The 24,290-nt window shown below is 39.8% G+C and carries 22 protein-coding genes; 19 read left to right on the top strand and 3 right to left on the bottom strand.

All coding sequences use genetic code 11. From position 1 onward, the window contains the following. The first annotated feature begins 135 nt into the window (after positions 1 to 135). A complete protein-coding gene (gene lacZ, locus MQE36_RS05545) occupies positions 136 to 3,276 on the top strand; it encodes a beta-galactosidase, LacZ type (protein ID WP_242938181.1) in 3,141 nt (1,046 codons plus the stop codon). A 196-nt stretch (positions 3,277 to 3,472) separates the two neighbouring features. Here the strand turns inward: lacZ and MQE36_RS05550 are convergent, their stop codons facing one another. After that, a complete protein-coding gene (locus MQE36_RS05550; RefSeq protein WP_242938182.1) occupies positions 3,473 to 4,483 on the bottom strand; it encodes a Gfo/Idh/MocA family protein in 1,011 nt (336 codons plus the stop codon). Between the two features lie 146 nt (positions 4,484 to 4,629). Here MQE36_RS05550 and MQE36_RS05555 point away from each other — a divergent pair, with 146 nt between their 5' ends. Continuing rightward, positions 4,630 to 6,456 carry an endonuclease/exonuclease/phosphatase family protein gene (locus MQE36_RS05555; RefSeq protein WP_242938183.1) on the top strand — a complete coding sequence of 609 codons (1,827 nt, stop codon included), beginning with the start codon at positions 4,630 to 4,632 and terminating at the stop codon, positions 6,454 to 6,456. A 129-nt stretch (positions 6,457 to 6,585) separates the two neighbouring features. Next, on the top strand, positions 6,586 to 7,113 hold the full coding sequence (locus tag MQE36_RS05560) for a YceI family protein (protein WP_242938184.1): 528 nt from the start codon (positions 6,586 to 6,588) through the stop codon (positions 7,111 to 7,113). A 105-nt stretch (positions 7,114 to 7,218) separates the two neighbouring features. Here MQE36_RS05560 and MQE36_RS05565 read toward each other — a convergent pair whose 3' ends face one another. Further along, positions 7,219 to 8,343 (bottom strand): histidine decarboxylase, encoded by a 1,125-nt coding sequence (locus MQE36_RS05565; protein WP_242938185.1) that lies wholly within the window; start codon positions 8,341 to 8,343, stop codon positions 7,219 to 7,221. A 150-nt stretch (positions 8,344 to 8,493) separates the two neighbouring features. Between MQE36_RS05565 and MQE36_RS05570 the strand changes: the two genes are divergently transcribed. The 3 genes from MQE36_RS05570 (at position 8,494) to MQE36_RS05580 (ending at position 11,750) form a co-directional block, all read left to right on the top strand. Then, complete coding sequence (locus MQE36_RS05570; protein WP_242938186.1) at positions 8,494 to 8,961, top strand: Lrp/AsnC family transcriptional regulator; 468 nt, start codon at positions 8,494 to 8,496, stop codon at positions 8,959 to 8,961. Between the two features lie 454 nt (positions 8,962 to 9,415). Next, positions 9,416 to 10,384: a GlxA family transcriptional regulator gene (locus MQE36_RS05575; RefSeq protein WP_242938187.1), complete on the top strand. Its 969-nt coding sequence runs from the start codon at positions 9,416 to 9,418 to the stop codon at positions 10,382 to 10,384. 112 nt (positions 10,385 to 10,496) lie between these two features. Next, positions 10,497 to 11,750, top strand: coding sequence for a S28 family serine protease (locus MQE36_RS05580; protein ID WP_242938188.1), 1,254 nt, complete (start codon positions 10,497 to 10,499; stop codon positions 11,748 to 11,750). An 8-nt stretch (positions 11,751 to 11,758) separates the two neighbouring features. On the opposite strand, the gene MQE36_RS05585 is transcribed toward MQE36_RS05580, so the two are convergent. Then, positions 11,759 to 12,346, bottom strand: coding sequence for a riboflavin synthase (locus tag MQE36_RS05585; RefSeq protein WP_242938189.1), 588 nt, complete (start codon positions 12,344 to 12,346; stop codon positions 11,759 to 11,761). 123 nt (positions 12,347 to 12,469) lie between these two features. Here MQE36_RS05585 and pdxA point away from each other — a divergent pair, with 123 nt between their 5' ends. The 13 genes from pdxA to MQE36_RS05650 all read left to right on the top strand — a co-directional run bounded on the left by pdxA (position 12,470) and on the right by MQE36_RS05650 (position 24,242). Continuing rightward, positions 12,470 to 13,516: a 4-hydroxythreonine-4-phosphate dehydrogenase PdxA gene (gene pdxA / locus MQE36_RS05590; protein ID WP_242938190.1), complete on the top strand. Its 1,047-nt coding sequence runs from the start codon at positions 12,470 to 12,472 to the stop codon at positions 13,514 to 13,516. Positions 13,517 to 13,605: 89 nt separating this feature from the next. Next, positions 13,606 to 14,142 (top strand): YceD family protein, encoded by a 537-nt coding sequence (locus MQE36_RS05595; protein WP_242938191.1) that lies wholly within the window; start codon positions 13,606 to 13,608, stop codon positions 14,140 to 14,142. 9 nt (positions 14,143 to 14,151) lie between these two features. Continuing rightward, complete coding sequence (gene rpmF / locus MQE36_RS05600; protein WP_038267752.1) at positions 14,152 to 14,349, top strand: 50S ribosomal protein L32; 198 nt, start codon at positions 14,152 to 14,154, stop codon at positions 14,347 to 14,349. 172 nt (positions 14,350 to 14,521) lie between these two features. Next, positions 14,522 to 15,526 carry a beta-ketoacyl-ACP synthase III gene (locus tag MQE36_RS05605; RefSeq protein WP_242938192.1) on the top strand — a complete coding sequence of 335 codons (1,005 nt, stop codon included), beginning with the start codon at positions 14,522 to 14,524 and terminating at the stop codon, positions 15,524 to 15,526. A 20-nt stretch (positions 15,527 to 15,546) separates the two neighbouring features. Beyond that, complete coding sequence (accB, locus tag MQE36_RS05610; RefSeq protein WP_242938193.1) at positions 15,547 to 16,050, top strand: acetyl-CoA carboxylase biotin carboxyl carrier protein; 504 nt, start codon at positions 15,547 to 15,549, stop codon at positions 16,048 to 16,050. 76 nt (positions 16,051 to 16,126) lie between these two features. Further along, on the top strand, positions 16,127 to 17,473 hold the full coding sequence (gene accC, locus MQE36_RS05615; protein WP_242938194.1) for an acetyl-CoA carboxylase biotin carboxylase subunit: 1,347 nt from the start codon (positions 16,127 to 16,129) through the stop codon (positions 17,471 to 17,473). A gap of 81 nt (positions 17,474 to 17,554) precedes the next feature. Beyond that, positions 17,555 to 18,001: a GreA/GreB family elongation factor gene (locus MQE36_RS05620; protein WP_242938195.1), complete on the top strand. Its 447-nt coding sequence runs from the start codon at positions 17,555 to 17,557 to the stop codon at positions 17,999 to 18,001. A 212-nt stretch (positions 18,002 to 18,213) separates the two neighbouring features. Further along, positions 18,214 to 19,338 (top strand): NAD(P)/FAD-dependent oxidoreductase, encoded by a 1,125-nt coding sequence (locus MQE36_RS05625; protein ID WP_242938196.1) that lies wholly within the window; start codon positions 18,214 to 18,216, stop codon positions 19,336 to 19,338. Continuing rightward, complete coding sequence (mtgA, locus tag MQE36_RS05630; protein ID WP_242938197.1) at positions 19,331 to 20,029, top strand: monofunctional biosynthetic peptidoglycan transglycosylase; 699 nt, start codon at positions 19,331 to 19,333, stop codon at positions 20,027 to 20,029. Before MQE36_RS05625 ends, mtgA begins: the two co-directional genes overlap by 8 nt. A gap of 63 nt (positions 20,030 to 20,092) precedes the next feature. Next, positions 20,093 to 21,850 (top strand): tetratricopeptide repeat-containing sensor histidine kinase, encoded by a 1,758-nt coding sequence (locus tag MQE36_RS05635; protein WP_242938198.1) that lies wholly within the window; start codon positions 20,093 to 20,095, stop codon positions 21,848 to 21,850. Then, the gene (locus tag MQE36_RS05640; protein WP_242938199.1) at positions 21,850 to 22,623 is read left to right on the top strand and encodes a LytR/AlgR family response regulator transcription factor; all 774 of its coding nucleotides are present in this window, start codon (positions 21,850 to 21,852) and stop codon (positions 22,621 to 22,623) included. Before MQE36_RS05635 ends, MQE36_RS05640 begins: the two co-directional genes overlap by 1 nt. A 136-nt stretch (positions 22,624 to 22,759) precedes the next feature. Beyond that, positions 22,760 to 23,593 (top strand): hypothetical protein, encoded by an 834-nt coding sequence (locus MQE36_RS05645; protein WP_242938200.1) that lies wholly within the window; start codon positions 22,760 to 22,762, stop codon positions 23,591 to 23,593. 121 nt (positions 23,594 to 23,714) lie between these two features. Continuing rightward, positions 23,715 to 24,242 carry a DUF5004 domain-containing protein gene (locus MQE36_RS05650; RefSeq protein WP_242938201.1) on the top strand — a complete coding sequence of 176 codons (528 nt, stop codon included), beginning with the start codon at positions 23,715 to 23,717 and terminating at the stop codon, positions 24,240 to 24,242. The last annotated feature ends 48 nt before the right edge of the window (positions 24,243 to 24,290 follow it).

The following is a 24,290-nucleotide window of genomic DNA, read 5'->3' on the forward strand; positions in this document are numbered from 1 at the left end:
AGAAAAGTTAGTCAGTTCGAGCACTACTGAAAAGAAAATATATTTTCATTGAAAGTACATAGCATAGCTATCGAGAACTATTGGTAGTTGATTTTTATACAATCTCTTACAAGTGTTTAATTTTAAAAGAACAAAATGAAAAAAATATATATTACTTTAACAGCAGCTTTGGCTTTGCTGAGTTGCAAACATCAGGATCTCGAAAAGGTTCCGGAGCAAACCTATTACTATAACCACGAGATTTTTGAAGAAAATAAATTGCCACCCAGGGCAACATTCTTCGGACTGGAATCTCCTGAATTGAATAATAAAGAACAGTCAAAACGTTTTCTAAGTCTTAATGGCGATTGGAAATTCCACTTTGTGAAAGACCCGAAACAACGGCCGACTACATTTCAGAATATAGCTTATAACGATGCTGATTGGGATACTATTAAAGTTCCTGCCAATTGGGAAACCGAAGGTTATGATTACCCTATTTATTTGGATGAACGTTATCCGTTTACAACCAAATGGCCCGATGCTCCAACCGATTATAATCCGGTAGGTACCTACAGAAATGAGATTGAGTTAAGTGCAGAACTGTTGAAAGAAGATGTGATCCTGCATTTTGCGGCTGCCAAATCGGCTATGTACCTCTACATAAACGGAAAATATGTAGGATATTCGCAAGGGAGCAAAACACCGGCCGAATTCAACATTACACCTTATGTACACGAAGGGAAAAACCTTATTGCCATGCAGATGTTCCGGTGGAGTGATGCCAGCTATCTGGAAAGCCAGGATATGTTACGAATGAGCGGTATTGAGCGCGATGTTTATATCTATAGCCAGCCTAAAGTATTTGTGGCAGATTACTACGCCAAAACAAATCTGGATGATAGTTATACCGATGGAATTTTTAATATAACCGTTACCATTCAAAACAATACAGCAGAAGAGGTGTCCCGAAATATAGCTGTTCAATTGGCTGATAATGACAGTGTATTGTTTGCTGTGTCGGAAAAATTGATAATTCCGGCCAATGGTAAAAAAGAATTTAAGATTGAAAAGAGCATATCAAAAGTAAATCAATGGTCGGCCGAAATACCAAACCTGTACGATCTGAATATTACGCTCGAAGACGAATCAGAAAAAGCGAATAATCAGTATATAAAAACCTATACCGGATTTAAACGTGTAGAAATCAAGAATAGTCAGGTATTGGTAAACGGACAACCAATTTATATTAAAGGAGTAGACCGGCATGAAACAGACCCGATTACCGGACACGTAGTTTCAAAGGAAACTATGGAGAAAGATATCAGGTTAATGAAACAAAATAATATTAATGCGGTGAGGAGTTCGCATTATCCTAACGATCCGTATTGGTTGGAATTGTGCGATAAGTATGGACTTTATATTGTAGATGAAGCCAATATTGAAAGTCACCCGTTGGCAATCGATGAGAAAACGCAGATCGGCAATGAGATGAGTTGGTTGCCTGCACATATGGCGCGTACACAACGTATGTATTACAGGGACAGGAACCATGTAAGTATTTATTCGTGGTCATTAGGAAATGAAGCCGGGGAAGGGGAAATATTTAAAACTACCTATAAATGGCTTAAAGATCGCGATGCTAACCGAATTGTTCAATACGAGCCGGCAGGCAAAGAAGATTATACGGATATCTATTGCCCCATGTATCCTAAGTTTAAGTATTTGATTGAGCATGGAGAGTCGGATTCAAACAAACCTTCCATTATGATCGAATATGCCCATGCCATGGGGAATTCGGTAGGGAATTTACAGGATTATTGGAATCTTATAGAAAAATATCCGAACCTTCAAGGTGGCTATATCTGGGATTGGGTAGATCAAAGTCTGGAGTATAAAGACGAAAATGGAAAACCGTATTTTGCCTACGGACACGATTTTCATCCCGATCTCCCTACAGACGGAAACTTTTTGAATAACGGATTGGTAGGCCCGTACAGAAACCCGCATCCTCATTTATCAGAAGTGAAAAAAGTATACGAACCGGTACAGTTTAGTTATTTGGGAGATGGTGTTATACAGGTAGAGAACAAAAACTTTTTTGCAAACCTGTCCGATAAAGAGGTCGTATGGAAACTGCTCGTTGATGGGGAGGTTAAACATAAAGGGGAAAACATTTCGATTGGCACCCTGCCCCGACAAAAAGAAAAAACGGTTATGGAGGGATTCCCAAAAAGCCTGGAAAAAGGGAAAGAATATATTCTTGAGGTAAGCCTTTTACAAAAAGACGATTCGGAGCTTATATCAAAAGGATATGAAGTGGCATGGGATCAGTTTTTGATTCAGAAAGGAAAAGTAAAACCATCGGCAGATGAAGCCGGAGAGGCATTGGAAATTAGTTCGGATAACGAATTTATAACGATCAGTAATAAAAAGACATCTTTTAAGATTAATAAAACTTCTGGCGAGATTGTACAATGGAACTATACCGGATCGGTAATTACAAACCATCCTGTAAGGCCAAGTTTCTGGCGGGCTCCTACCGATAACGATCTGGGTAACGGAATGCAAACCCGGGCTAAAACATGGCAGGATGCAACTTATAATTTAAAAGCAGAACTTGTAAAACAACCTGAAAAAGTAAATGCCGGGGTGTCTTTTACGGTAAATTATTTGTTGCCGGAGAATCAAGCCAAAACACAAATAGTATATACTTTGAAAAAAACCGGTGCATTACAGCTGGATTATTCGTTTGAAGCTAATAAAAAAGACCTTCCGAATATTCCGAGAATAGGTATGTATATGACCTTACCAAAATCGTTCACCGATATGGAATGGTATGGTAATGGTCCCGGAGAAAGTTATTGGGATAGAAAGACAGGAGTTAAAGCGGGAATTTATGATTCAAAGATTACGGACGATTTTCACAGGTATATGCGTCCGCAGGAAACAGGGAATAAAACCGATGTACGTTGGATAGAAATATCATCTCCGGATATATCTTTAAAAGCTGTTGCGACTTCAAATTGGTTAAATTCGAGTGCATGGCCGTTTGCCATGAAAGAGATCGATTTTATTGCAGGGGAAGACGGAGCAGAATCGGCATCAGGCCTGGTTCCCGTTACAACAAAACACGGAGCCGATATTAAAATAGGAGATAAGGTGCAATGGAATATAGATCATCTTCAAATGGGAGTAGGAGGAGATAACTCCTGGGGAGCAAAGGTACACGATGCGTATACCATAAAACCCGGGAAATATCAATATTCGTTTTCGATAATTCCTTATAAAAAATAGAAATAAAAAAATCAGCTGGCTTTCCCAAAGTGGAAAATGTAGGCAAAGCCAGCTGATTAATTGCCCTCGAATAGGTTACTATTAAAGCAAAGCCTTCTTTATAGCTTGTTTTACCAGGGGTTGTGTTATTTGCACAGGTGTTTCAAAAAATTGAAAAAGGATAAAACGAACCCTGATATGAGGGTAATATTTTTCATTAGCTTTCAATAATTTCGATCTGTTTAATGATCTGGTCTTCGGTAACAGGATAAGAATCATCATGCCTGATGGTATTGTATACATCATCAAAAACTTTCAGATAGTTCCCTCTTTCAGCTTTGACATCTTTTCTGATAACAGTGCCTTGTTCATTTGCTAAGGTCAACTTTCCGGAAGTGTCCTTCGTTTCAAGTCCATATGCAGGGTCGGAAAGAGAGATCCCCTTTAACAACTGCTCTTCCTGAACATTAACCCGTTGCTTGATGTATGACCCTTTAGTGCCATGAATGATAAAACCCGGTTGTGGGTCGGCAACCAACATACTGGTACTTACAAAAACCTGTTTACCATCGGCATACGATAAATGAAAATGAGCATAGTCGTCTACTTCCGTTCCTGGTCTGAAATAGCCAACCGTTTTAGACCATTGCCGGGGAATGCCAAAGAGTGCTAAAGCAGCATCCAGTACATGCGGGCCAAGGTCGTATTGAATGCCGCTGCCTGGGCCCGGTTTCTCCTTGGCTTTGTGACTGATGGTATAGCGATACCTGTCGAAATGCAGGTGTATCTCAACAAGTTGTCCAAGAACTCCGGAGTCAATTACTTTCTTAACAGAAAGAAAGTCACCATCATACCTTCTGTTTTGATAAGGAAGCACATATAGTTTCCGTTTTCTGGCTTCACTAAATAGTTGTCTTGCTTCCAAAGACGTACAGCAAAAAGCTTTTTCCAGTAGTACGTGCTTCCCGTTTTTTAAAGCCTGCATGGCAAAATCAAAATGGGTAGCATTGGGAGTATTAACGATAATGAGTTCAATATCATTATCATTGATGATGCTTTCTACCGAGTCAAAGCTTTTAATATCAGGGTAGTCGTTATTTGCATTCTTCACGGAGCGTTCCACGACGGCTGCCAGCTCGAAATGTGGATGCTTGTCTATAAAAGGGGCATGAAAGATCTTTCCTGATGTGCCGTATGAAAGCAATCCTGTTTTGATGAGTGAAGTCATAAATTATAACTGTTAATTGAATATAAATCTTCCGAAAGTACAAATTAATTACTCGTTACATATAATCCTTTGGCATTTAGATTTTTATCGATGTGTTATTTCAGACAAAATAGCTATCTTTAAAAAGAAATAAAAAGAAAGAAATTATGTTACAAATACCTTTGTTTGAAATCAATTGGCGAAGAAAGTTAAAGGGACTATTGATGTTTTTTGGATTTACGACCTTCTTTGGGGTCGGCGCGGGGTTGGCTCAAGAAAAAGTGACAATAGATTTTGATACTGAAAAGATAAATGAATACAAGTATTTAAAGGGGGTAAAAGGAAGCGCATTGGAAATTAGACCACAAAGTAAACCATTTGTGATAACAGAAAGTGATAAGATCAATTTTGACTATAAAAGTGATTTTACAGTTTCGTTTTGGATCCGTACCGGAATGAATGCGTCGCATAGAACTGTTCTGTTAAGCCAGAAGCCTTATGAAACCTCGGGTTTAAAAGCCCAGAAGAGATCAGGGTGGGTGTTTTATATGTCCGGAGGTACTTGGGCGTGGAATATTGGTTCGGGATCAAGAAGAATTACATATGAACGCGATAATGGTAAATTCATGCCGTTGAATAATGGAGAATGGCACTTTCTGGTTATGACTTATAGTGCGTTGAAGGGAGAAGTCCGGTTGTATTATGACGGGATAAATAGGGCGATTTATAATTTGAAGGACAGCAAAGGGTTTCCGTTTGAAGGGGAATTCCCGGTAATGATAGGATCGCATTTAAAAGGAAAGACATTTAAAGGCTCGTGGTTAGATGAAATTTCAGAAGGGCAGGAATTATTGCAAAACCTGGTAGATGAGTTTAATAGTCTTAGTGTTTCTTATAATGGGAAGGAGCTATATGCGGATGAGTTAATAGACTTGGTTGTTGATCCAAAAGGACTGTCAGAGAACAAGGGGTTAAAAGGAATTGATAAGCGCCGTATGGAGAGGCTTTTATCCTTACAGAAAGAATTAAAGAAGAACCCGTATACGATTTATCAGGTTAAGGATTTTATGGAAGTAGCTCCTTTAGGAGAAATCTATGTTCTCGATAAAGGAGTTATTAAGATCAATAAGCGTGTTGCCAAAAAGTATTCAGATCAGGTGGGGTTTAAACCGCCCTGTTTTGAGATAGATGAGGTTGTGTTTACTCAGAAAGCTCTTTCATCAAAGGAGGTCGCTTTAGACTTTAATAAGTATGTGGATGCGAATATCGGGCACCGGTCAGGTACAAAGGAATCAATAACCGCAGCAGTATGGAATATCCACCACGGGGGAAAACATAATACTTTGGAAAAAGACGGATGGGACTCAAGAAACAGGATTGTAGAAATGTTAAAGCAAAAGGAAGCAGACGTGGTTATGATGCAAGAAACATATTCCTCAGGCGACTTTATTGCTGCCGAGTTAGGATTTTATTATGCCACGACGATTGATTGGGATTATTTAAATCAGGGTAGTAATATCTCTGTATTGAGCAGGTATCCGATAGAAGAGGTTGATGTTCCGGAAGAAAGTCCATTTATGAATGTTTCTGCCAAGATTAGAATTAGCGATTCACAGTATATAAATGTAATGTCTAACTGGTACGGAATGAACTCTTTTTTAAATGTTTTTGATTTCCACAAAGAACGTTTTTATAATGCAGACCAGGTGCCGGTGTTGTTCGGTGGTGACTTTAATGCTGTTCCCCATACAGACGGAGGTGAAAGCCTGGCCTCTGAAACCTTGTTGGAATTTGGTTTTAAGGATGCATACCGGAGTTTGTATCCGAGTTTTAACGATCATCCCGGGCATACTTTCGAAGATGGTATTAGAATTGATCAATTGTATTATTTGGGAAAAGGCTTAAAAAATACGAGTACAGAAGTGATTTCTAAAGAGAATGATAAATTTCCATCTGATCATTTTATGATTCTGTCCAGGTTTAAATTATACTAAAGCCGGGTGTTTCAGGTTTCATTCGGAATATAGATGTTTCTTACCATAGGTCAATGTGTAACAGTTGGTTGACCTGTAGATTTGCATTATCGTTCTATGAGAAACAATAAAAACTAAAAATTTACAGGTATGGAAAGCGTAGTAAAAACATTGTGGGCAATAGATACTGCTCATTCAGAAGTGTTATTTAAAGTAAAACATATGATGATCTCGACCGTTACAGGTCAGTTTGATGAATTTGAAGGAACTGTAGCGGCATCGGATGAAACCTTTAAGGATGCCGTGTTTAACTTTTCCGCAAAAGTAGATTCTATAAACACCAAGAACAAAGACAGGGATACGCATTTAAAATCTGCTGACTTTTTTGATGCTGAAAACCATCCGGAATTAAGTTTCGTATCCAAATCATTTGACGGTGAAACCTTGATCGGAAACATAACGATGAGGGGGATTACCAAAGAAGTAAATTTGAATGTTGATTTCAATGGGATAGCAGTAGATCCCTACGGACAGACCAAAGCAGGGTTTGAAATGGAAGGGCAGATAAACCGCAAGGACTTCGGATTGAGCTGGGGTGCGGTTACTGAAGCAGGAAATGTTGTGGTTAGCGATAAGGTAAAATTGGTTATAGCTGTGCAGTTTGTTAAACAAGCCTGAGGATCATTAAAGAGGCCGTATGAAAATTTATTTTCATACGGCCTCTTCGATAACTAACTAACCTAAATAAATATTTAATGAGAAAAAGTATTGCATAGATGTGTGCTATGCGACAAGAAGCGGATTATTTGCTTCCTGTTCTTTTTTAATATCGTTTAACAGACGGTCTATTTGCTGTTTTGAGATTCCCGGGGTGCAGATCACATGAGAGATCGTTTCCTCCGAAGCCAACTGGTGTTTGACTCTCAATGCTTCTGATAGCTTAGGCATCACAACAGTAAGGGCATTCGGGTTTCTCCATGCTTTTATTCCAAGCTTTTTTAATTCTGTTTCAGTGTATAAAGCTAATTCCAGTGCATATGCAACGCGATCTCTTAACCCGTCGATACCATGTTTTTGAATGAATGACCAGATGAACAACGGGGTCAATCCGTTTCTGGAACCGGTGATGGTCGTATCCATAGTACCTACGTAAGAAATTGAGTTGGCAATGCGGTCTCTGTGCTTTCTTTTTACTAAAACAATACCACATGGAATCGGGCCTCCAATAAACTTATGACCCGAAACAGAAATGCTGTCTACCCCCTCGGCAAAGTCAAATTTTGGTTTTGGATCCAGAAAAGGAGCTACGGTTCCTAAAAAAGCCGCATCGCAATGGATGTAATAATCTTTTATGGCGTACTTTTTTATGATCCTTTTTATTTCGTCTATTTTATCAATAGCTTCAGTCATGGTAGTGCCAATATTCAAGAAAAAGATAGCAGGCTTGTCACGGCGAAGCATAATGGTCTGTTCCAGGTCTTCATAATCCATCTCACCATTTTCCTGACTACGGATAACAATGTTAGGGATGTTTAGCAGGTGGAGGTTCTTTTTAACACTGTAATGGGTGCTTTCACTGTAATATACCATCGCATTCGGGAAGCTTTCCCTGGCTACATAAAGCCCGTATAAGTTCCCTTCTGTTCCACCATTGGTTACATATCCCCATACTTCTTTGGTATTGGTTGAAAACATTTCAGCAAAATAGTTCACGCACTCCATTTCAATATCCTTGGTGTCTATTGCCAGTGTAGAAAGGTTTTCAGGGTCCCCTACATTGTTTACGCAAATATCCAGGAAAGGAGCAAATTCACTGTATGAAAAATCTCTGGCCAATGGATATCCCAGCACATTGTCTGAACGCTCTTGAAGTCTTTCGTAAATTTTTTGAATATTGCCGTTTTTCATGAGTTGTTGTTTTCTGATACAAAGGTAGTTATCTGTGAATATATTTTATTAATAATTAATAAATAGGGAAAATAAACTTATATTTGAATTTATTTTAGAATAAAATCCTGTTTGGGATTGTTTTTTAAACCTCCGCCAGAAAAAAATACTATGACCTCATTAGATGCTATAGATATCCGACTTTTAGAGGCCTTGCAAAAGGACGCTAAACAATCCATAAAACAGTTGGCAGAACTGGTGAATCTGTCGGTAACACCTGTTCATGAGCGCATCAAGAAAATGGAGAACAGCGGCCTGATAAAAGAGTATGTGGCGGTTATTGACCCCGACCTCTTGGGGAAAACATTGGTGGCCTATTGTCAGGTGACTTTGGTACGTCATAAAGAGGACCAGTTTCAGGAATTTGAGGCTTATATGAATACGCTGGATGAAGTGATGGAAGTGTCATATGTGGCGGGAAATTATGACTTTCTGATCAAGGTATTGTTAAAAGATATGGACGAGTTTCAGTATTTTATATTGCACAAGCTTTCAAAATTAGAGGTTATCTCCAATATTCAAAGTTCGTTTGTAATTAAAAGTTTTAAGAACAATTCGGCTATTAAGATTCGCAAATAAGCTAAAACAAATCGATTTGCAGTACTGTCTTGCCGTCGAGGTCTTTTAACGTCCGAATCTCCATTACTCCTTATTGTTTTTCCGGGGCTTCTCTTCTTTCTTTCAATACCTCCGTGTTGAAAAAACATGAACCGTTTGGTATTTTGTTTTTAATGATCCTGACCGTCGTTATATACTCGATAATCGAGATTTAAATGCTCCGCCCCCTGATGTTTTTATCGGGTTTAGATCTTACTTGGGGAGTAAAAATTGGTGAGAAATCAATAAAATGAAAATGGGAGTAAATGCCTGTTTGATGGGTTGTTTCCGTCAGCTGATTTAGGTATATTTAGCTAGAAAACTCTAAATGTTGTTAAACTGCTGAGATGATTAGGTTTTTTGTATAAGTACGATCATTAATCTGGGCAGGGGTGTTTAATTGACAGGTTGTTGGTGTAATAAAGAAATTAAATAAATGAAAAAAGTTAGCATTTTAACTCCTGAAACTGCTGTTCCGTCTGCCGTGTCAGGCCCCAGATATATGTTTACCACGGCTAATCAATTTTTGGAAGCCTCAGGGAAACGCCCGTTATTTGATGTACAGTTGGTTGGCTGTAAAAGAGAAGTAAAGCTTCTGGATGGTGTCTTTTCGGTTCATCCCGATAAAACGATCGATGAGGTTTCTGATACTGATCTCGTTGTTATTCCTGCGCTTTTTGGTGATATGAAAGAAGCTGTTGAGCTGAATAAGAAAGCCATTCCGTGGATCGTTGAGCAATATGCCAAAGGGGCCGAGGTGGCTTCGCTGTGTGTGGGGTCCTTCTTGCTGGCGGCATCGGGTTTGCTCGATGGTAAGAAATGCTCTACGCACTGGGCGTATTATAACGAGTTTAAAGAAACGTATCCCCTAGTGGAAGTTGCAGATGGAGGGGTGATAACGGAAGATAACGGTATATATTCGAGCGGGGGGGCAAATTCGTTATGGAATTTGCTGCTGTACCTGCTGGAAAAATATACTGATAGAAATACGGCAATTTTAGCATCGAAATATTTTGCCATCGATATTGACAGGGATAGCCAGTCTGCTTTTATGATTTTTAAAGGGCAGAAAGAGCATAAGGACGAAGGGATATTAATGATACAGGAGTTTATAGAGAATAATTATCAGGAAAAGATCACTGTAGACCGGTTGGCAGGAATGGGAGCGATGAGCCGCAGGGGTTTTGAAAGAAGATTTAAAGACGCTACCGGAAATACAGCAATTGAATACCTGCAAAGAGTAAAGGTTGAAGCCGCAAAAAGAAACTTTGAAAGTACCCGGATGAATGTAAACGACGTTATGTATGAAGTAGGGTATAGTGATACGAAAGCTTTTAGAACCGTTTTTAAACGATTAACCGGATTGACCCCCATAGAATATAGAAACAAGTATAGTAAAATGTGATTTTTCTGATTATATTGGCTTATTGTATAGATCAAAATTCTCAGACCCTGAGTAGAAGCCTATAGTCATGGTATTACAAAGAGCGTTTCTTTTTTTTGTTTGTTTCTGCTGCATGTATTCGGTTTTGTCTCAAAACCGAAACACCATCGAAAGTGCTTTAGGAAACCTCGAAGGGATTACTTATAAACGTATGGGGCCGGAAGATGCCTCAGTTCATGTGTATGAGTTGAAAATAAGGCAGCCGATAGACCATAACGATACGTTACAAGGTTTTTTTCAACAGAAGGTCTTGCTGCGGCATACCAGTTTTGACAATCCTGTCCTGATGAGTACCCAGGGGTATGAGATGTATGCAGTCTCAAACGAACTGGAACGGATATACAATGCTAACCATATTAATATTGAACACAGGTTTTATGGTGAGTCCGTCCCTGTAGGGAAAGGGTTTGAATACCTGACGTTAGAGCAGGCAACAGCAGATTTACATGCTGTTAACCGGTTGTTTAAAAAATTGTATAAAGGTACCTGGATCAGTTCGGGAATTAGCAAGGGAGGACAGCTGACTTTATTCTATAAGTATTTCTACCCGGACGATGTTTCCGTTTCAATCCCGTACGTAGCCCCTGTAAACAATGATTTGAAAGATAAGCGTGTATTCAGGTTTCTCGATACAGTAGGCACAAAAGAATGCCGTAGCAAGATTAAAGAATACCAGATTTATTTACTTAAAAATAAAAGCGATATTCTTAATAGGTTAAAATGGTATGCAAAAGGGGCCCGGCTCGCATTTGATTATCTGGGTTCTATGGAAAAGGCGTATGAGTATGCGGTATTAGAGTATTCTTTTTCCTTCTGGCAGTATGGGTATTCTTGTAATACCATTCCGGAATTAAATAATATAGACAGGGTTACCGAGCATTTTTTATCGGTATCCGATATTGCTTTTTATAGCGATAAATCCATAAAGAAATATGCTCCGCACTATTATCAGTCCGCTACTCAACTCGGATATTACGGCTATCAGATAAAACCATTCCGGAAATATTTAGATTATTTTGAAAGCGATCCGTCAGCGGTATTTGTGCCCAAGGGGCTGGAGGCCTCTTATTCGAATGAGTTGAATAAGCAGTTGTTAAAATGGCTGCATACAGACGGGAATAATATCATCTATATTTATGGAGGAAATGACACCTGGAGTGCCAATATGGTGGAGCCTTCCAAAAAAGTAAATTCAAAAGCATTTGTGATTCCTGATGAAGATCATTTTGGGGCAAGAATAAAAAATATGAGTCCCCGGAAGAAAAAGGAGGTGGTGGAACTGATCGAAAAGTGGACAGGTCTGAGAGCCGACCTGTCTAAGCTGTAAACGACCGATTAGCTGAGCTCGTGTAGTCGTTTTACATATTTTCCGATCACATCAAATTCCAGATTAACCTGAGTGCCTGTCTTGTAGTTCCTGAAATTAGTGTGTTCGTAGGTGTATGGGATAATGGCCACGCTAAAATTGTTCTTACCCGAATCAACAACGGTCAGACTGGTTCCGTCTACTGTTATTGAACCTTTTTCTATGGTGATATTGTTCAATTTGGGGTCGTATTCAAAAGTAAACCGCCAGCTGCCGTTCTCATTCTCTATGGCAATGCACGTACCGGTCTGGTCAACATGCCCCTGAACAATATGTCCGTCCAGCCGGTCGCCAAGTTTCATGGCCCGTTCCAGGTTTACGGATTGTCCCGTTGTCAAAGAGCCTAAGGTTGTTTTGTCAAGGGTTTCTTTTATGGCCGTTACGGTATATTCATTGTTGTTGATGTGGACAACGGTTAAACATACCCCGTTGTGAGAAATACTCTGGTCTATCTTGAGTTCGGGAGTTAAATTGCTTTTTACGGTAATGTGTAAGTTATCGTTTTCCTGATGAAGGTTTTTAATAACTCCTAATTCTTCTACTATTCCGGTAAACATAATTAGAACGAATTAATTAATTTTGTTTTTTAAGGATTGTGCTTTAATTAAGACAAAGGTACTATAATACCTATCTAAAAAGAAAACAAAGCACAAAGAGAGCTATTAAATATTGAATTTGTAATGAAGAAAGAATCTTTGATAAAAGTTGGGATATCGATTGGAGACCTTAACGGAATAGGAACAGAAATAATTTTAAAGACTTTTGAAGATGCAAGGATGCTTGAGTTCTGCACACCGGTCATCTTTGCATCGAATAAAACCATTTCTTTTCAACGCAAATATTTTAAAATCCAGGCCAGTTATAACGGTATAGATGATATTTCGCAGGCGGTAGAGGGAAAATTAAATGTGCTGAATGTCTGGAAAGATGCTCCGAATGTCGAGTTTGGGAAAGAAACCAAAGAGGCGGGGAAATATGCTTTTCTTTCATTAAAAGCAGCAACCGGCGCATTAAAATCCGGGGCTGTTGATGTGCTGGTTACGGCACCGATCAACAAGCATAATATTCAGTCGAAAGATTTTAAATTTCCGGGCCACACCGATTATCTGGCTAAAGAGCTGGGAGGAGAATCATTGATGTTTATGGTTTCCGATGAGCTTAAAGTAGGGCTGCTTACAGACCATGTGCCGGTAACTGAGGTGAGTAAGCATATTACCCCTGAACTGATTAAAACAAAAGTGGCCAAGATAAACGATTCGCTTATTCGCGATTTTAGAATCAGAAGGCCGAAAATTGCTGTTTTAGGGGTGAATCCGCATGCAGGCGATCATGGTGTTATCGGAAAAGAAGACGATGAGGTGCTAAAACCTGCCATTAAAGAAATTCACGAAAGCGGTGTGCTGGTATATGGCCCGTATTCGGCAGACAGCTTTTTTGCTACGGGGGCTCATAAGAAGTTCGATGCCGTATTGGCTTCTTACCACGATCAGGGATTAATACCTTTTAAAACGCTTGCCTTCGGACACGGAGTTAATTACACGGCAGGGCTGAACAGGGTCAGAACCTCACCGGATCATGGTACCGGTTATGATATCGCCGGAAAAGGAAAGGCTGATGACAGTTCGTTTAAAGAGGCACTGTTTACGGCAATACATATATTTAAGAACCGACTGGAATATAATGAGATAACTTCGGACCCCCTGAAAAAGTTATCTTCTAAATTATAAACAAAAAAATGTTGATAACATGATGGTCGTAAATAAAAATTTATATCTTTGCACTCCCGAAATTTGTCGGAGGTAAACTGATGTCTAAAATGAAGAAGTTCAAGGAGTTTGATATTCCGTTTGTTGGATTAAAGGAAGCAAAGCATCAGTTTGATTATCAAATTGAAAATGCGTTCTTTGAATCTTTTGATTACGATGAGTTCAATAAAGCTGCCATTCAGGTGAGTCTTGAACTGGACAAAAAGAGCAATATGCTGGAGCTGAGCTTCCTTGCGAAGGGAAGTGTGAATGTAGATTGTGACCTGTCTAACGAACCATTTGACCTTCCGGTAAACGGAAAATTGCATTTGGTGGTGAAACACGGGGAAGAATATAATGATGAAGATGAAGAGTTGTTGGTCATCCCTCATGGGGAATATCAGATCAATGTGGCTCAGTATGTCTATGAGATGATTGTTTTGTCGGTGCCGGTAAAGAGAGTGCATCCGGGTATTAAAGACGGAACATTATCATCTGAGATCGTCGAAAGATTAGAAGAACTAAAACCAAAAGAAGAAAACGAAAACAATAATAAAGAAATAGATCCTCGTTGGGATACTTTAAAAAAGCTATTAACGGATAAATAAGATTGAAAAATGGCACATCCTAAAAGAAGACAGTCAAGCACTAGAAGAGATAAGAGAAGAACGCATTACAAAGCGACAGCTCCTCAGATTGCTGTAGATAAAACGACAGGTGAATCGCACCTTTACCACAGAGCACACTGGCATGAAGGTAAACTGTACTACAGAGGAAAAGTGTTAATCGACAATACAACTGAAGAAGTTGCATAACGCGATTTCATAGAGAACTTCAACTCTCACTCCAAAGGTGAGAGTTTTTTTTGTTGAAAAAACTTTTCTAAAAGTTAAAATCAACCTATTTTGCAACAAAAATCGGGCAGAAATTAGTATTTTAAACCAATTTTTGCACATTTTTGCACGTTTAGTAATATAAAACTGTGTTATGAATAAAATAACAGCAGCCATTACAGCTGTAGGAGCGTATGTACCGGAGCACGTGTTGACCAATAAAATGCTTGAAGAGATGGTTGACACAAATGACGAATGGATAACAACCAGAACAGGTATTAAAGAAAGACGTATTCTTAAAGAGGAAGGTAAAGGAACTTCTTTTCTTGCCATTAAAGCCGCCGAAGACCTTATTCAGAAAAAAGGCTTACACCCGGAAGATATAGATTTAGTTTTAGTTGCAACAGCTACTCCCGATTTGCCGGTAGCAGCTACCGCAGCATTCGTAGCAAGTAGTATTGGGGCAAAAAATGCCTTTGCCTACGATTTGCAGGCAGCATGTTCGAGCTTCTTGTACGGAATGTCGACGGCTGCCAGCTATATAGAATCGGGAAGGTATAAAAAAGTATTGCTGATAGGAGCAGATAAAATGTCTTCTATTATAGATTATACAGACAGGACTACCTGTATTATTTTCGGCGACGGGGCCGGGGCTGTTTTATTTGAACCCAACGAAGAAGGATTAGGGTTTCAGGATGAGTTTTTAAGAAGCGATGGCCAGGGGCGCGACTTCTTAAGGATAGAAGCAGGCGGATCGATACTTCCGGCTTCTGAAGAGACAGTGAAAAATAAAAAACATTATGTTTTCCAGGATGGCAAAACCGTATTTAAGTTTGCTGTTTCAAATATGGCGGATGTATCTGCCAAGATTATGGAAAGGAACAACCTTACCAGAGAAGAGGTACAATGGTTGGTGCCACATCAGGCAAATATGCGTATCATTAACGCCACTGCGAACAGAATGGGCGTTGAAGAATCAAAAGTGATGGTTAATATTCATAAGTACGGAAATACGACTTCTGCTACACTTCCGTTATTATTGAATGATTACGAGAAACAATTGAAAAAAGGAGATAACCTGGTTTTTGCAGCCTTTGGAGGCGGATTTACCTGGGGGTCTATTTATTTAAAATGGGCATATAATTCTAATAACAACTAGAAACTAACAAAACCTACGTCATGGAGTTAAAAGATATTCAAAACTTAATTAAATTCGTAGCGAAGTCCGGTGCAAGTGAAGTGAAACTTGAAATGGATGACGTTAAAATTACAATTAAAACAGGATCAGAAGAAAAAGGAGAGACCACGATTTTGCAACAAATCCCAATGGGAGCTCACCAAGTGGCACAACCGCACGCTCCGATTGCTCAGCAGCCTACAGCTCATACACCTGTACAGCCGGTAGAAACTGCCCCAGCTAATAATGAAGAGGAGAATAGTAAATACATTACGGTTAAATCGCCTATCATCGGTACTTTCTACAGAAAACCGGCTCCAGATAAACCTGCTTTTGTAGAGGTCGGGGATTCTATTGGAAAAGGAGATGTGCTTTGTGTGATCGAGGCAATGAAACTTTTTAATGAAATTGAATCTGAAGTTTCCGGAAAGATTGTAAAAGTATTGGTTGACGATTCTTCACCTGTTGAATTTGATCAACCTTTGTTTTTAGTAGACCCTTCTTAATAGTTAAATCACAATTCCCAAACTCCAGATCCCAATCCTTTGGAATTTGATTTTTGAGATTTAAAATTTGGACACTATGTTTAAAAAGATACTAATAGCAAACCGAGGTGAAATAGCACTGCGCGTTATAAGAACCTGTAAAGAAATGGGAATTAAAACCGTAGCTGTGTATTCTACCGCAGATGCCGAGAGCCTGCATGTTCGTTTTGCCGATGAGGCTGTTTGTATAGGACCGGCACCAAGTAAAGATTCTTATTTAAAGATCCCCAATATAATTGCAGCAGCAGAGATTACAAATGCTGATGCTATCCACCCCGGTTACGGGTTCCTTTCTGAAAACTCAAGGTTTTCCAAGATCTGTGAAGAGCATGATATTAAATTTATCGGTGCTTCAGCAGAGCAAATAGACCGCATGGGAGACAAGGCTACGGCAAAAGAAACCATGATTGAAGCAGGAGTACCTGTTGTACCCGGTTCGGAAGGATTATTGGGTTCTATAGAAGAGACTAAAAAACTGGCTAAGGAAGTAGGTTATCCTGTAATGCTGAAAGCTACCGCCGGTGGAGGTGGTAAGGGAATGCGTGCTGTCTGGAAAGAAGAAGATATCGAAAAAGCTTTTGAAAGCGCCAAGCAGGAAGCTGCGGCCGCTTTTGGTAATGACGGGATGTATATGGAGAAGCTTATCGAAGAACCCCGCCACATAGAGATCCAGGTCATCGGAGACCAATACGGAAAAGCGTGTCACCTGTCTGAAAGAGATTGTTCTATTCAGCGACGTCACCAAAAATTAACGGAAGAAACACCTTCTCCGTTCATGACCGATGAGTTGCGTGATGCTATGGGTAAAGCGGCTGTAAAAGCGGCAGAATACATTAAGTATGAAGGCGCCGGAACCGTTGAGTTTTTAGTTGATAAGCACCGTAATTTCTATTTTATGGAAATGAATACCCGTATTCAGGTAGAGCACCCGATTACGGAACAGGTAATAGATTACGATCTGATTCGCGAGCAAATATTGGTTGCTGCGGGAGTGCCGATCTCAGGTAAGAACTATACGCCAAAGCTTCACTCTATGGAATGTCGTATCAACGCCGAAGATCCATATAACGATTTCAGACCATCACCTGGCAGGATTACAACCTTACATGCACCGGGAGGTCATGGAGTTCGCTTGGATACCCACGTCTACGGAGGTTATGTGATTCCGCCGAATTATGATTCAATGATCGCAAAACTGATCACAACGGCTCAGACAAGAGAAGAGGCTATCAATAAAATGAAGCGTGCACTCGATGAGTTTGTTATCGAAGGTATTAAAACTACAATTCCGTTCCACAGGCAACTTATGGACGATCCTGATTTTATAGCAGGGAACTATACCACCAAGTTTATGGAAGACTTCAAAATGAAGCCTCAGGAATAAACAGGATACAACTTATTTTTTACAAGGAGCTTTTTTAAGCTCCTTTTTTGTTTTTAAGGGGTTTCAAAATATATTTATAAAATGATAAAGAGAGATGTATACAGGGAATGCACGTTATTTGTTAATCGTAGGCTTTCGGTGCTTACAAGGCAAATACATGAGCTGGAAGAAGGTTTACAGTCCGAAACCAAAAGCAGTGCCGGAGATAAGCACGAAACCGGAAGGGCCATGATGCATCTGGAACGTGAGAAAATAGGACAACAACTGGCTGAACTGGAAAAACTTAAAGCAGTGCTGGCAAAGATCGATCCCGAAAAAAAAAGTTCTCAGGCATCCTTGGGCAGTATAGTCTATACAGATAAGGCGAACTATTTTCTTAGCATCAGCGCAGGCCTGGTTAATGTTGATGAGACCTCTTTTTATGCCATTTCATTACAAACCCCCGTCGGTCGGTTGTTACTTAACAGGTCGGTAAACGATACCGTGTATTTTAACGGAACGCCGATAACCATTCAGAAAATAGAATAAATATAAATTATCTAACGGTTGAGCGTATTATTTGAATATTTGCCTACATTTAATAAACCACCTCGACGCAAGCCCCGTGAAATTCCTTTAGGAACATTTCACAAGGGTAAGTGTCGGAGCATTTAAATATCGATAATCGAGTAAACCACCTGGGAGAGTCGGGAGACTTTGATCACCGGGTTAAGCGATGTGTAATTGATACCGGTTGAAATATGAACTATAGCTATTGGGAAATAAAGCAGTGGTTTTCTAAAATTGATTTTATAATCGTTGGTAGTGGCATCGTAGGACTGAACAGCGCCTTAATGCTACGCAGCTTATACCCGAAGGCTTCTGTACTGGTGTTGGAAAAAGGAATCTTGCCCCAGGGAGCAAGTACCAGAAATGCTGGTTTTGCCTGTTTTGGAAGCTTATCGGAGTTGTTGGACGATCTGAATTTCCATACCGAAGAAGAAATGCTTCAATTGGTGAAAATGAGGTATGAGGGGCTAAAGCTTCTGAAAAAGAATTTAGGCTCAAAAAATATTCGCTATAAAAATCATGGAGGATACGAGGTTTTTTTAAAACAGCAAGGAGAGTTCTTTGAGTCGTGCCTTGAAAACCGGAAACGGATAAATAAGTTGCTTAAACCTTATTTTAAACAAGGAGTGTTCAAGGTCAGGAAGAATGACTTCTGCTTTCGGGGAGTTCAGGAGTATCTGATCTTTAACCGGTTTGAAGGGCAGATAGATACCGGCAAGATGATGGATGTATTGTTGAAAGAATGTGCCAAAAAACATATCCATATCTTGAATTCAATAAAAGTATCGGGCTTTGAAGACCAGGGCAATGAAGTAAGTGTGGTTACAGATCACTTCGCCTTGAGAACAAAAAAACTTTTAATAGCCACCAATGGTTTTACTGAAAGTCTGCTCAGTATAGATGTAAAACCGGCCAGGGCTCAGGTACTCATAACCAAACCGATTAAAGCTCTTCCTTTTAAAGGGACCTTTCATCTCGATAAAGGGTTTTACTATTTTAGAAATATCAACGGAAGGGTATTGTTCGGTGGTGGCAGAAACCTGGATATGGAAGGTGAAACAACAACATCCTTCGGAGAAACCCCTCTTATCCAGAATAAGTTGGAAGCACTTTTAAAAACGACTATCTTGCCTGAAACACCTTTTGAGATAGCGCATCGCTGGAGCGGTATAATGGGAGTGGGTCCCGTTAAAAAACCTATCGTCAGACAGCTTTCGGACAATGTGTATTGCGGAGTGAGGTTAGGAGGCATGGGGGTTGCAATAGGGGCTCAAATAGGTGCGGACTTGGCTAACTTAACTCAAATCAATGATTAAAAAATTTTTCAGGTTTCTTTTCAAGACACTTTTATGGCTTGTCGTGATATCCGTGTTCTTTGTGCTTGCATACAAATGGTTGCCCGTGCCTGTTACACCGTTAATGGTGATACGGAATATAGAACAAAAACAGGCGGGAGGGGCAGTCGTATGGAAACACCAATGGGTACCCATCGAAAGTATATCCGAAAATCTGCAGCTGGCAGTTATTTGCAGTGAGGACCAGAAGTTTTTAAATCATAACGGTTTTGATATGGAGGCTATAGAAAAAGCCTTCAAAAAAAATAAAAAGCGAGAACGTATAAAAGGAGCCAGTACCATAAGCCAGCAAACAGCCAAAAATGTTTTTTTGTGGCCTAAGCGTAGCTGGGTGAGAAAGGGCCTTGAGGTCTATTTTACATTTTTAATAGAATTATGCTGGTCTAAAGAACGTATCCTGGAGGTATACCTGAACAGTATAGAAATGGGCGACGGGGTGTATGGAGCCGAAGCCGCCAGTTGGTATTGGTTCAATAAATCGGCCGGGAAGCTTACCAGGTATGAAGCTGCGGCCCTGGCAGCAATACTTCCTAACCCCCGAAAGTACAGAGCCAGTCCGGCAACTTCTTACATTCGGTCAAGAAAAGAATGGATCGTTCACCAAATGGAAAATTACGGTCCGTTCAGCCTCGAAAAGAAAAGCGATAAATAAGGAAGTTCTTGTTATAAATGATTGTTTTCGACGGTGGATTAAATTAATTTTGCCCACCAATATATGAGGATCTTTCTTATGGGAATTACCCGACATGTGCTATTTTCTGCATTGATTTTTCAAATGTTTTCTGCTCTTGCTTTTCAGACCACTATTGAAAAGTCCTTTGCAGGGATTCAAAAGCGTGGCGACAGCCTGATGAGGCTCGGGAAATTTCAGAAGGCGGCTGAAGATTTTAATACGGTCTATCAGCACGGGCTTCAGCAAAATGATTCAGCTTTGCTGGCTCTGGCCTGCAACGGACTCGGGAGTGTCCGTCTGTATAAAAAGGAACTTGATTCCGCAGTGCATTTTTATTTTAAAGGCTTGTCATATCTCCCCACAGGGACAAGGGGCATGGAAAGGATCAAGATATTAAATAATCTGGCCATAGTCCATTCTCATTTAAAGCAGTACGAAAAAGCGAAACAATTCTTTGAAGAAGCACTCCCTGAAGCCGAAGGAAACTTACTGCTGAGCATTCTTAGCAATAGTTACGGGGTGTATGTAAACCTGAACGAAGATCAAAAAGCGGAAGCATGCCTAAACAAGGCGATACAATTATCTGACGAATTGCAAAATCCCTATGTAAAATCGGTGCTGTATACCAATCAATGTGATTTCTATCTTAGGCAGAAAAGATGGGATAAAGCATTGAAATCCGGATTGGCGGGGCTGGCCATTAAAGAAGAGATCCAAAGTAAAGAGCATACAATTGTATTCAACAATATCGGTTATGCTTATCATCAATTAGGTAAATTTGAGAAAGCAAGGGTTTACTATCAAAGGGCATTGGAGGGGGCTTCATTGCAGGAAAAAGAACAACTGTATAAAAACCTCAGGAACCTCTTTGCCGACATAGGAAATAATAAGGAAGCACTGGTATATTTTGAGAAATATGATGCAGTTAAAGACTCGATCAAAGCGGAAGATTTTAACGGGAAAATCGCAGAACTGGAAGAAAAATACCGGTCGGCTCAGAAGCAGTTGGAAATAGAATCTCTGGAGGTAGAAAATAAATTACAGAAAACAGTGATCCGGCAACAAAAATATCTGGGTGCTTTTGTGCTTGTACTGCTGTGTTTAATGGCAGGGATCGTTTATGTGTGGTTAAAGCAGAAAAATGCCGGGCAAGAGTTGCAAAGAGCCTCGTTACAGCAAAAACTGCTGTTAACCCAATTAAGTCCGCACTTTATATTTAATGCCCTCCAAAGCGTGCAGAGCTTTCTTTTTCTTAATAAGGTCGAAAGCTCCATGGAATACCTGCACAGCTTCGGCAAACTGATCAGGGGGGTGCTGGAAAGTTCGGACAAAGAATACATCTCCCTGGATCAGGAAATAGATATTCTCGAAAATTATTTATTGTTACAGCAAGCAGGTACGAAAAGTGGTTTTCAATATAAAATACGAACCGAAAACATCCCTGAAGAAGCACTGCCGGACATAGAACTGCCGGGAATGCTCATCCAGCCGTTTGTCGAAAATGCGGTGATGCATGGTATTAAGAACAAGGAAGGCGGGATGATATTGGTGAAATTTGAATTGATGACCAATGATGTGCTGGCGGTTACCATAGCAGATAACGGCAGCGGGATATTTCCGGATCAAAGAACCGGCAAAAACGGAATGTACACTTCTATGGGGATGGATATAATCCGGAAGCGGATACAGACCTTTAATAAAACACATAAGGAGAAACTTCTTCTGAAAATTGATAACCATTCCGATGACAGCTTGTATCCCGGAGCCCGGGTTTCAATTAAAATACCTTTATTGAACTGATGAAAAACACCATGAGAACTATTTCGTGTTTGTTGCTTGAAGACGATGCTGTTTTACAGGAAGGCATAAAGAAGATCTTAAACGAGCAGTACCCCGAAATGACTGTTTATGTAGCAGGAAACCTGAAAGAAGCGGCTTTGATGTTTTATAAGCATCAGCCCGAACTGCTCCTGTTCGACATAAATTTACCCGATGGTAATTCTTTTGAGCTTTTGGAAGATTTTTATACCAATAGGGAGAAAGGGTTTAAAGTTATTTTTATAACGGCACATGCACATTATGCCATTGAAGCCTTTAAATACAGTGCCCTCGATTTTCTTTTAAAGCCGTTTCTGCCCAAACAGCTGTGCGAAACGGTCAATAAGGTAATGCAACAGCTAGAAGAAGAAGCCTATTTTAAAAAACTGGAAGCCTTTTTTCAGAATACTAAGGAGACAACCGTAAAAGAAGATAAGAAAATTGTATTGAAGACCCAGGATGCCATTCATGTGGTTAAACTAAGCGAGATATTATATCTTCAGGCTGATAATAACTATACGATACTTTATCTGGCCGATGGCGAAAGTGTCATGATGGCCCAATCACTGAAAAAATTCGAAGAAAACTTGTCTGCTGCCGGGTTTTTAAGAGTACACCAATCGTACCTGGTCAACCTTTCTTATGTAAAAACCTTCAGGAAAACCCAGGATCACCTGCAGCTTGTCAATAATGAAAAGATCCCTGTTTCAGGAAGGAAGCGTTCCGGATTACTTGCGTATTTCGATACCCTGTAAGCCGATTTCTCGGCAGGTATATTCGTATTCTCAGTAAACACTCCCGGATTCTAAAATAGGGATTCACGGTACTGTTGAGGCATGTTTTATGCAATAATTTTGTTCGTAAACTTTAATGAAATCAATGATGAAACGTATGAAAAAAACTACCTTTCTAACTATAGGCATGATAAGCTGCCTGAGTTTTTTCAGTGTGCAGGATATGCAGGCTCAGCTTTGGAAGAAAATTAAAAGCAAGGTCGAAAAGAAGGTGGAAGATAAAGCCGATGAGATCCTTAACGGGAAAAACACTTCCTACGGAGCCACGACTTCAGAAAGTAACGATAAAGGCGGCGTGCCGTATATAGAAGAGGTATTTTCTTTTATCCCCGGGAAAAAGGTAGCCTTTGAAGATAATTTTGAAGGAGAGAGGCAGGGACTGATGCCTTCTAACTGGAAGTCCTCAGGAAACGGTTCTGTTGTTACGATAGATGGACTGGAAGGAAACTGGCTGAAAATGGAACCGAATTCGACGTATAAATTGGATAGCCTGATGGTATTACCTCAGAACTTCACTATTGAATTTGATATTGTGACCCGAAGTGATGTCGCTTCTGACATGGGAGAAATGAGTTTTGGGTTTGCCCGCGATAACAGCGTAAGAAGAAGCATTACAGACGGGGTTAACAATGGAAGTGTTACCTCTACAAGATTACATTTCTGGAACCAGGATATAACACACTCCAGTAGTGATACTGACAAATATAATACATTAGACTTTCCTCTGGCAAAGTATTCAAATGCAGTTATTCATGTGTCGATCGCTGTCGAAGGTGAACAGATGAGGATTTATTTGGATAAATCTAAACTTCTCGATACTCAAATGTTTTTAAAGAACACGCCCAAATATTTTTATATAACGGCTCCGTATGATTATAAAAAAGGAGCTAAGGCATTCTTCGGGAATTTTAGAATTTCTGAAAACGAATAGACGTTCATTATCAGGGTGTTAGTGTGCTATCGGCATTTTTTATAGATTTTTTTGAGCTTATTACGCAACCTTTTACCGGTTCAATAGTCTTGTAAGTGAATAACAAATCTTAAAAATTGCAATGATGAAATTAAAAACAGTATCCTTACTTTCACTACTTATGCTTGGCGGAGTTATGTTAAGCTGTAATTCGAACGACGATGTTAGTTGTCCGGAAGATTTTACAGGTGAATTAACAGCTTCAGAAGGAACCTTGGTGGGTGACTGGAGCCTTTCGGCAATTGTTGCTGAAGAAGAAGTTGACCTGACCGACGATGAGGAGGACAACCCGTCTACAGACATTTATGCGCAGCAATCAGACTGCCAGAACGATGCATCGTATACCTTTGGGACAGACAGAAGTTTTACATTTCAACAAGGGAACAACGCTGAAGAATGTTCTAACAAAGGAAAAGTTGAAGGTAGCTGGAAGTTAGAAGGCGAGCAATTAAGCCAGGTTTATTATTGTTCTTTACAAACGGCCAATATTGATGTTGATGCTGAAAACAACAGTATATCGTTTACGAATACAGTAAAGATTACTGATGTAAGCGGAAAGGTTGTGGAAACGACAATAACCTACACCTATACAAAACAACTTGAAAATTAGTTGAAGGTATAGTTAGCAAAAACATGTGTGAATTTAAAAAGCTGCCGT

This window comes from Zhouia spongiae (genome assembly GCF_022760175.1).
Lineage (GTDB): Bacteria > Bacteroidota > Bacteroidia > Flavobacteriales > Flavobacteriaceae > Zhouia > Zhouia spongiae.

What these genes read in the sequence shown, in the direction of transcription:
- MQE36_RS05575 (WP_242938187.1), top strand. Translation starts at nt 9,416, where the DNA reads ATGAAAAAAGTTAGCATTTTAACTCCTGAAACTGCTGTTCCGTCTGCC.
- MQE36_RS05595 (WP_242938191.1), top strand. Translation starts at nt 13,606, where the DNA reads ATGAAGAAGTTCAAGGAGTTTGATATTCCGTTTGTTGGATTAAAGGAA.
- MQE36_RS05550 (WP_242938182.1), bottom strand. Translation starts at nt 4,483, where the DNA reads ATGACTTCACTCATCAAAACAGGATTGCTTTCATACGGCACATCAGGA.
- mtgA (WP_242938197.1), top strand. Translation starts at nt 19,331, where the DNA reads ATGATTAAAAAATTTTTCAGGTTTCTTTTCAAGACACTTTTATGGCTT.
- rpmF (WP_038267752.1), top strand. Translation starts at nt 14,152, where the DNA reads ATGGCACATCCTAAAAGAAGACAGTCAAGCACTAGAAGAGATAAGAGA.
- MQE36_RS05580 (WP_242938188.1), top strand. Translation starts at nt 10,497, where the DNA reads ATGTATTCGGTTTTGTCTCAAAACCGAAACACCATCGAAAGTGCTTTA.
- lacZ (WP_242938181.1), top strand. Translation starts at nt 136, where the DNA reads ATGAAAAAAATATATATTACTTTAACAGCAGCTTTGGCTTTGCTGAGT.
- MQE36_RS05620 (WP_242938195.1), top strand. Translation starts at nt 17,555, where the DNA reads ATGATAAAGAGAGATGTATACAGGGAATGCACGTTATTTGTTAATCGT.
- accC (WP_242938194.1), top strand. Translation starts at nt 16,127, where the DNA reads ATGTTTAAAAAGATACTAATAGCAAACCGAGGTGAAATAGCACTGCGC.
- MQE36_RS05625 (WP_242938196.1), top strand. Translation starts at nt 18,214, where the DNA reads ATGAACTATAGCTATTGGGAAATAAAGCAGTGGTTTTCTAAAATTGAT.
- MQE36_RS05640 (WP_242938199.1), top strand. Translation starts at nt 21,850, where the DNA reads ATGAAAAACACCATGAGAACTATTTCGTGTTTGTTGCTTGAAGACGAT.
- pdxA (WP_242938190.1), top strand. Translation starts at nt 12,470, where the DNA reads ATGAAGAAAGAATCTTTGATAAAAGTTGGGATATCGATTGGAGACCTT.
- accB (WP_242938193.1), top strand. Translation starts at nt 15,547, where the DNA reads ATGGAGTTAAAAGATATTCAAAACTTAATTAAATTCGTAGCGAAGTCC.
- MQE36_RS05650 (WP_242938201.1), top strand. Translation starts at nt 23,715, where the DNA reads ATGATGAAATTAAAAACAGTATCCTTACTTTCACTACTTATGCTTGGC.
- MQE36_RS05560 (WP_242938184.1), top strand. Translation starts at nt 6,586, where the DNA reads ATGGAAAGCGTAGTAAAAACATTGTGGGCAATAGATACTGCTCATTCA.
- MQE36_RS05565 (WP_242938185.1), bottom strand. Translation starts at nt 8,343, where the DNA reads ATGAAAAACGGCAATATTCAAAAAATTTACGAAAGACTTCAAGAGCGT.
- MQE36_RS05635 (WP_242938198.1), top strand. Translation starts at nt 20,093, where the DNA reads ATGAGGATCTTTCTTATGGGAATTACCCGACATGTGCTATTTTCTGCA.
- MQE36_RS05585 (WP_242938189.1), bottom strand. Translation starts at nt 12,346, where the DNA reads ATGTTTACCGGAATAGTAGAAGAATTAGGAGTTATTAAAAACCTTCAT.
- MQE36_RS05570 (WP_242938186.1), top strand. Translation starts at nt 8,494, where the DNA reads ATGACCTCATTAGATGCTATAGATATCCGACTTTTAGAGGCCTTGCAA.
- MQE36_RS05555 (WP_242938183.1), top strand. Translation starts at nt 4,630, where the DNA reads ATGTTACAAATACCTTTGTTTGAAATCAATTGGCGAAGAAAGTTAAAG.
- MQE36_RS05645 (WP_242938200.1), top strand. Translation starts at nt 22,760, where the DNA reads ATGAAAAAAACTACCTTTCTAACTATAGGCATGATAAGCTGCCTGAGT.
- MQE36_RS05605 (WP_242938192.1), top strand. Translation starts at nt 14,522, where the DNA reads ATGAATAAAATAACAGCAGCCATTACAGCTGTAGGAGCGTATGTACCG.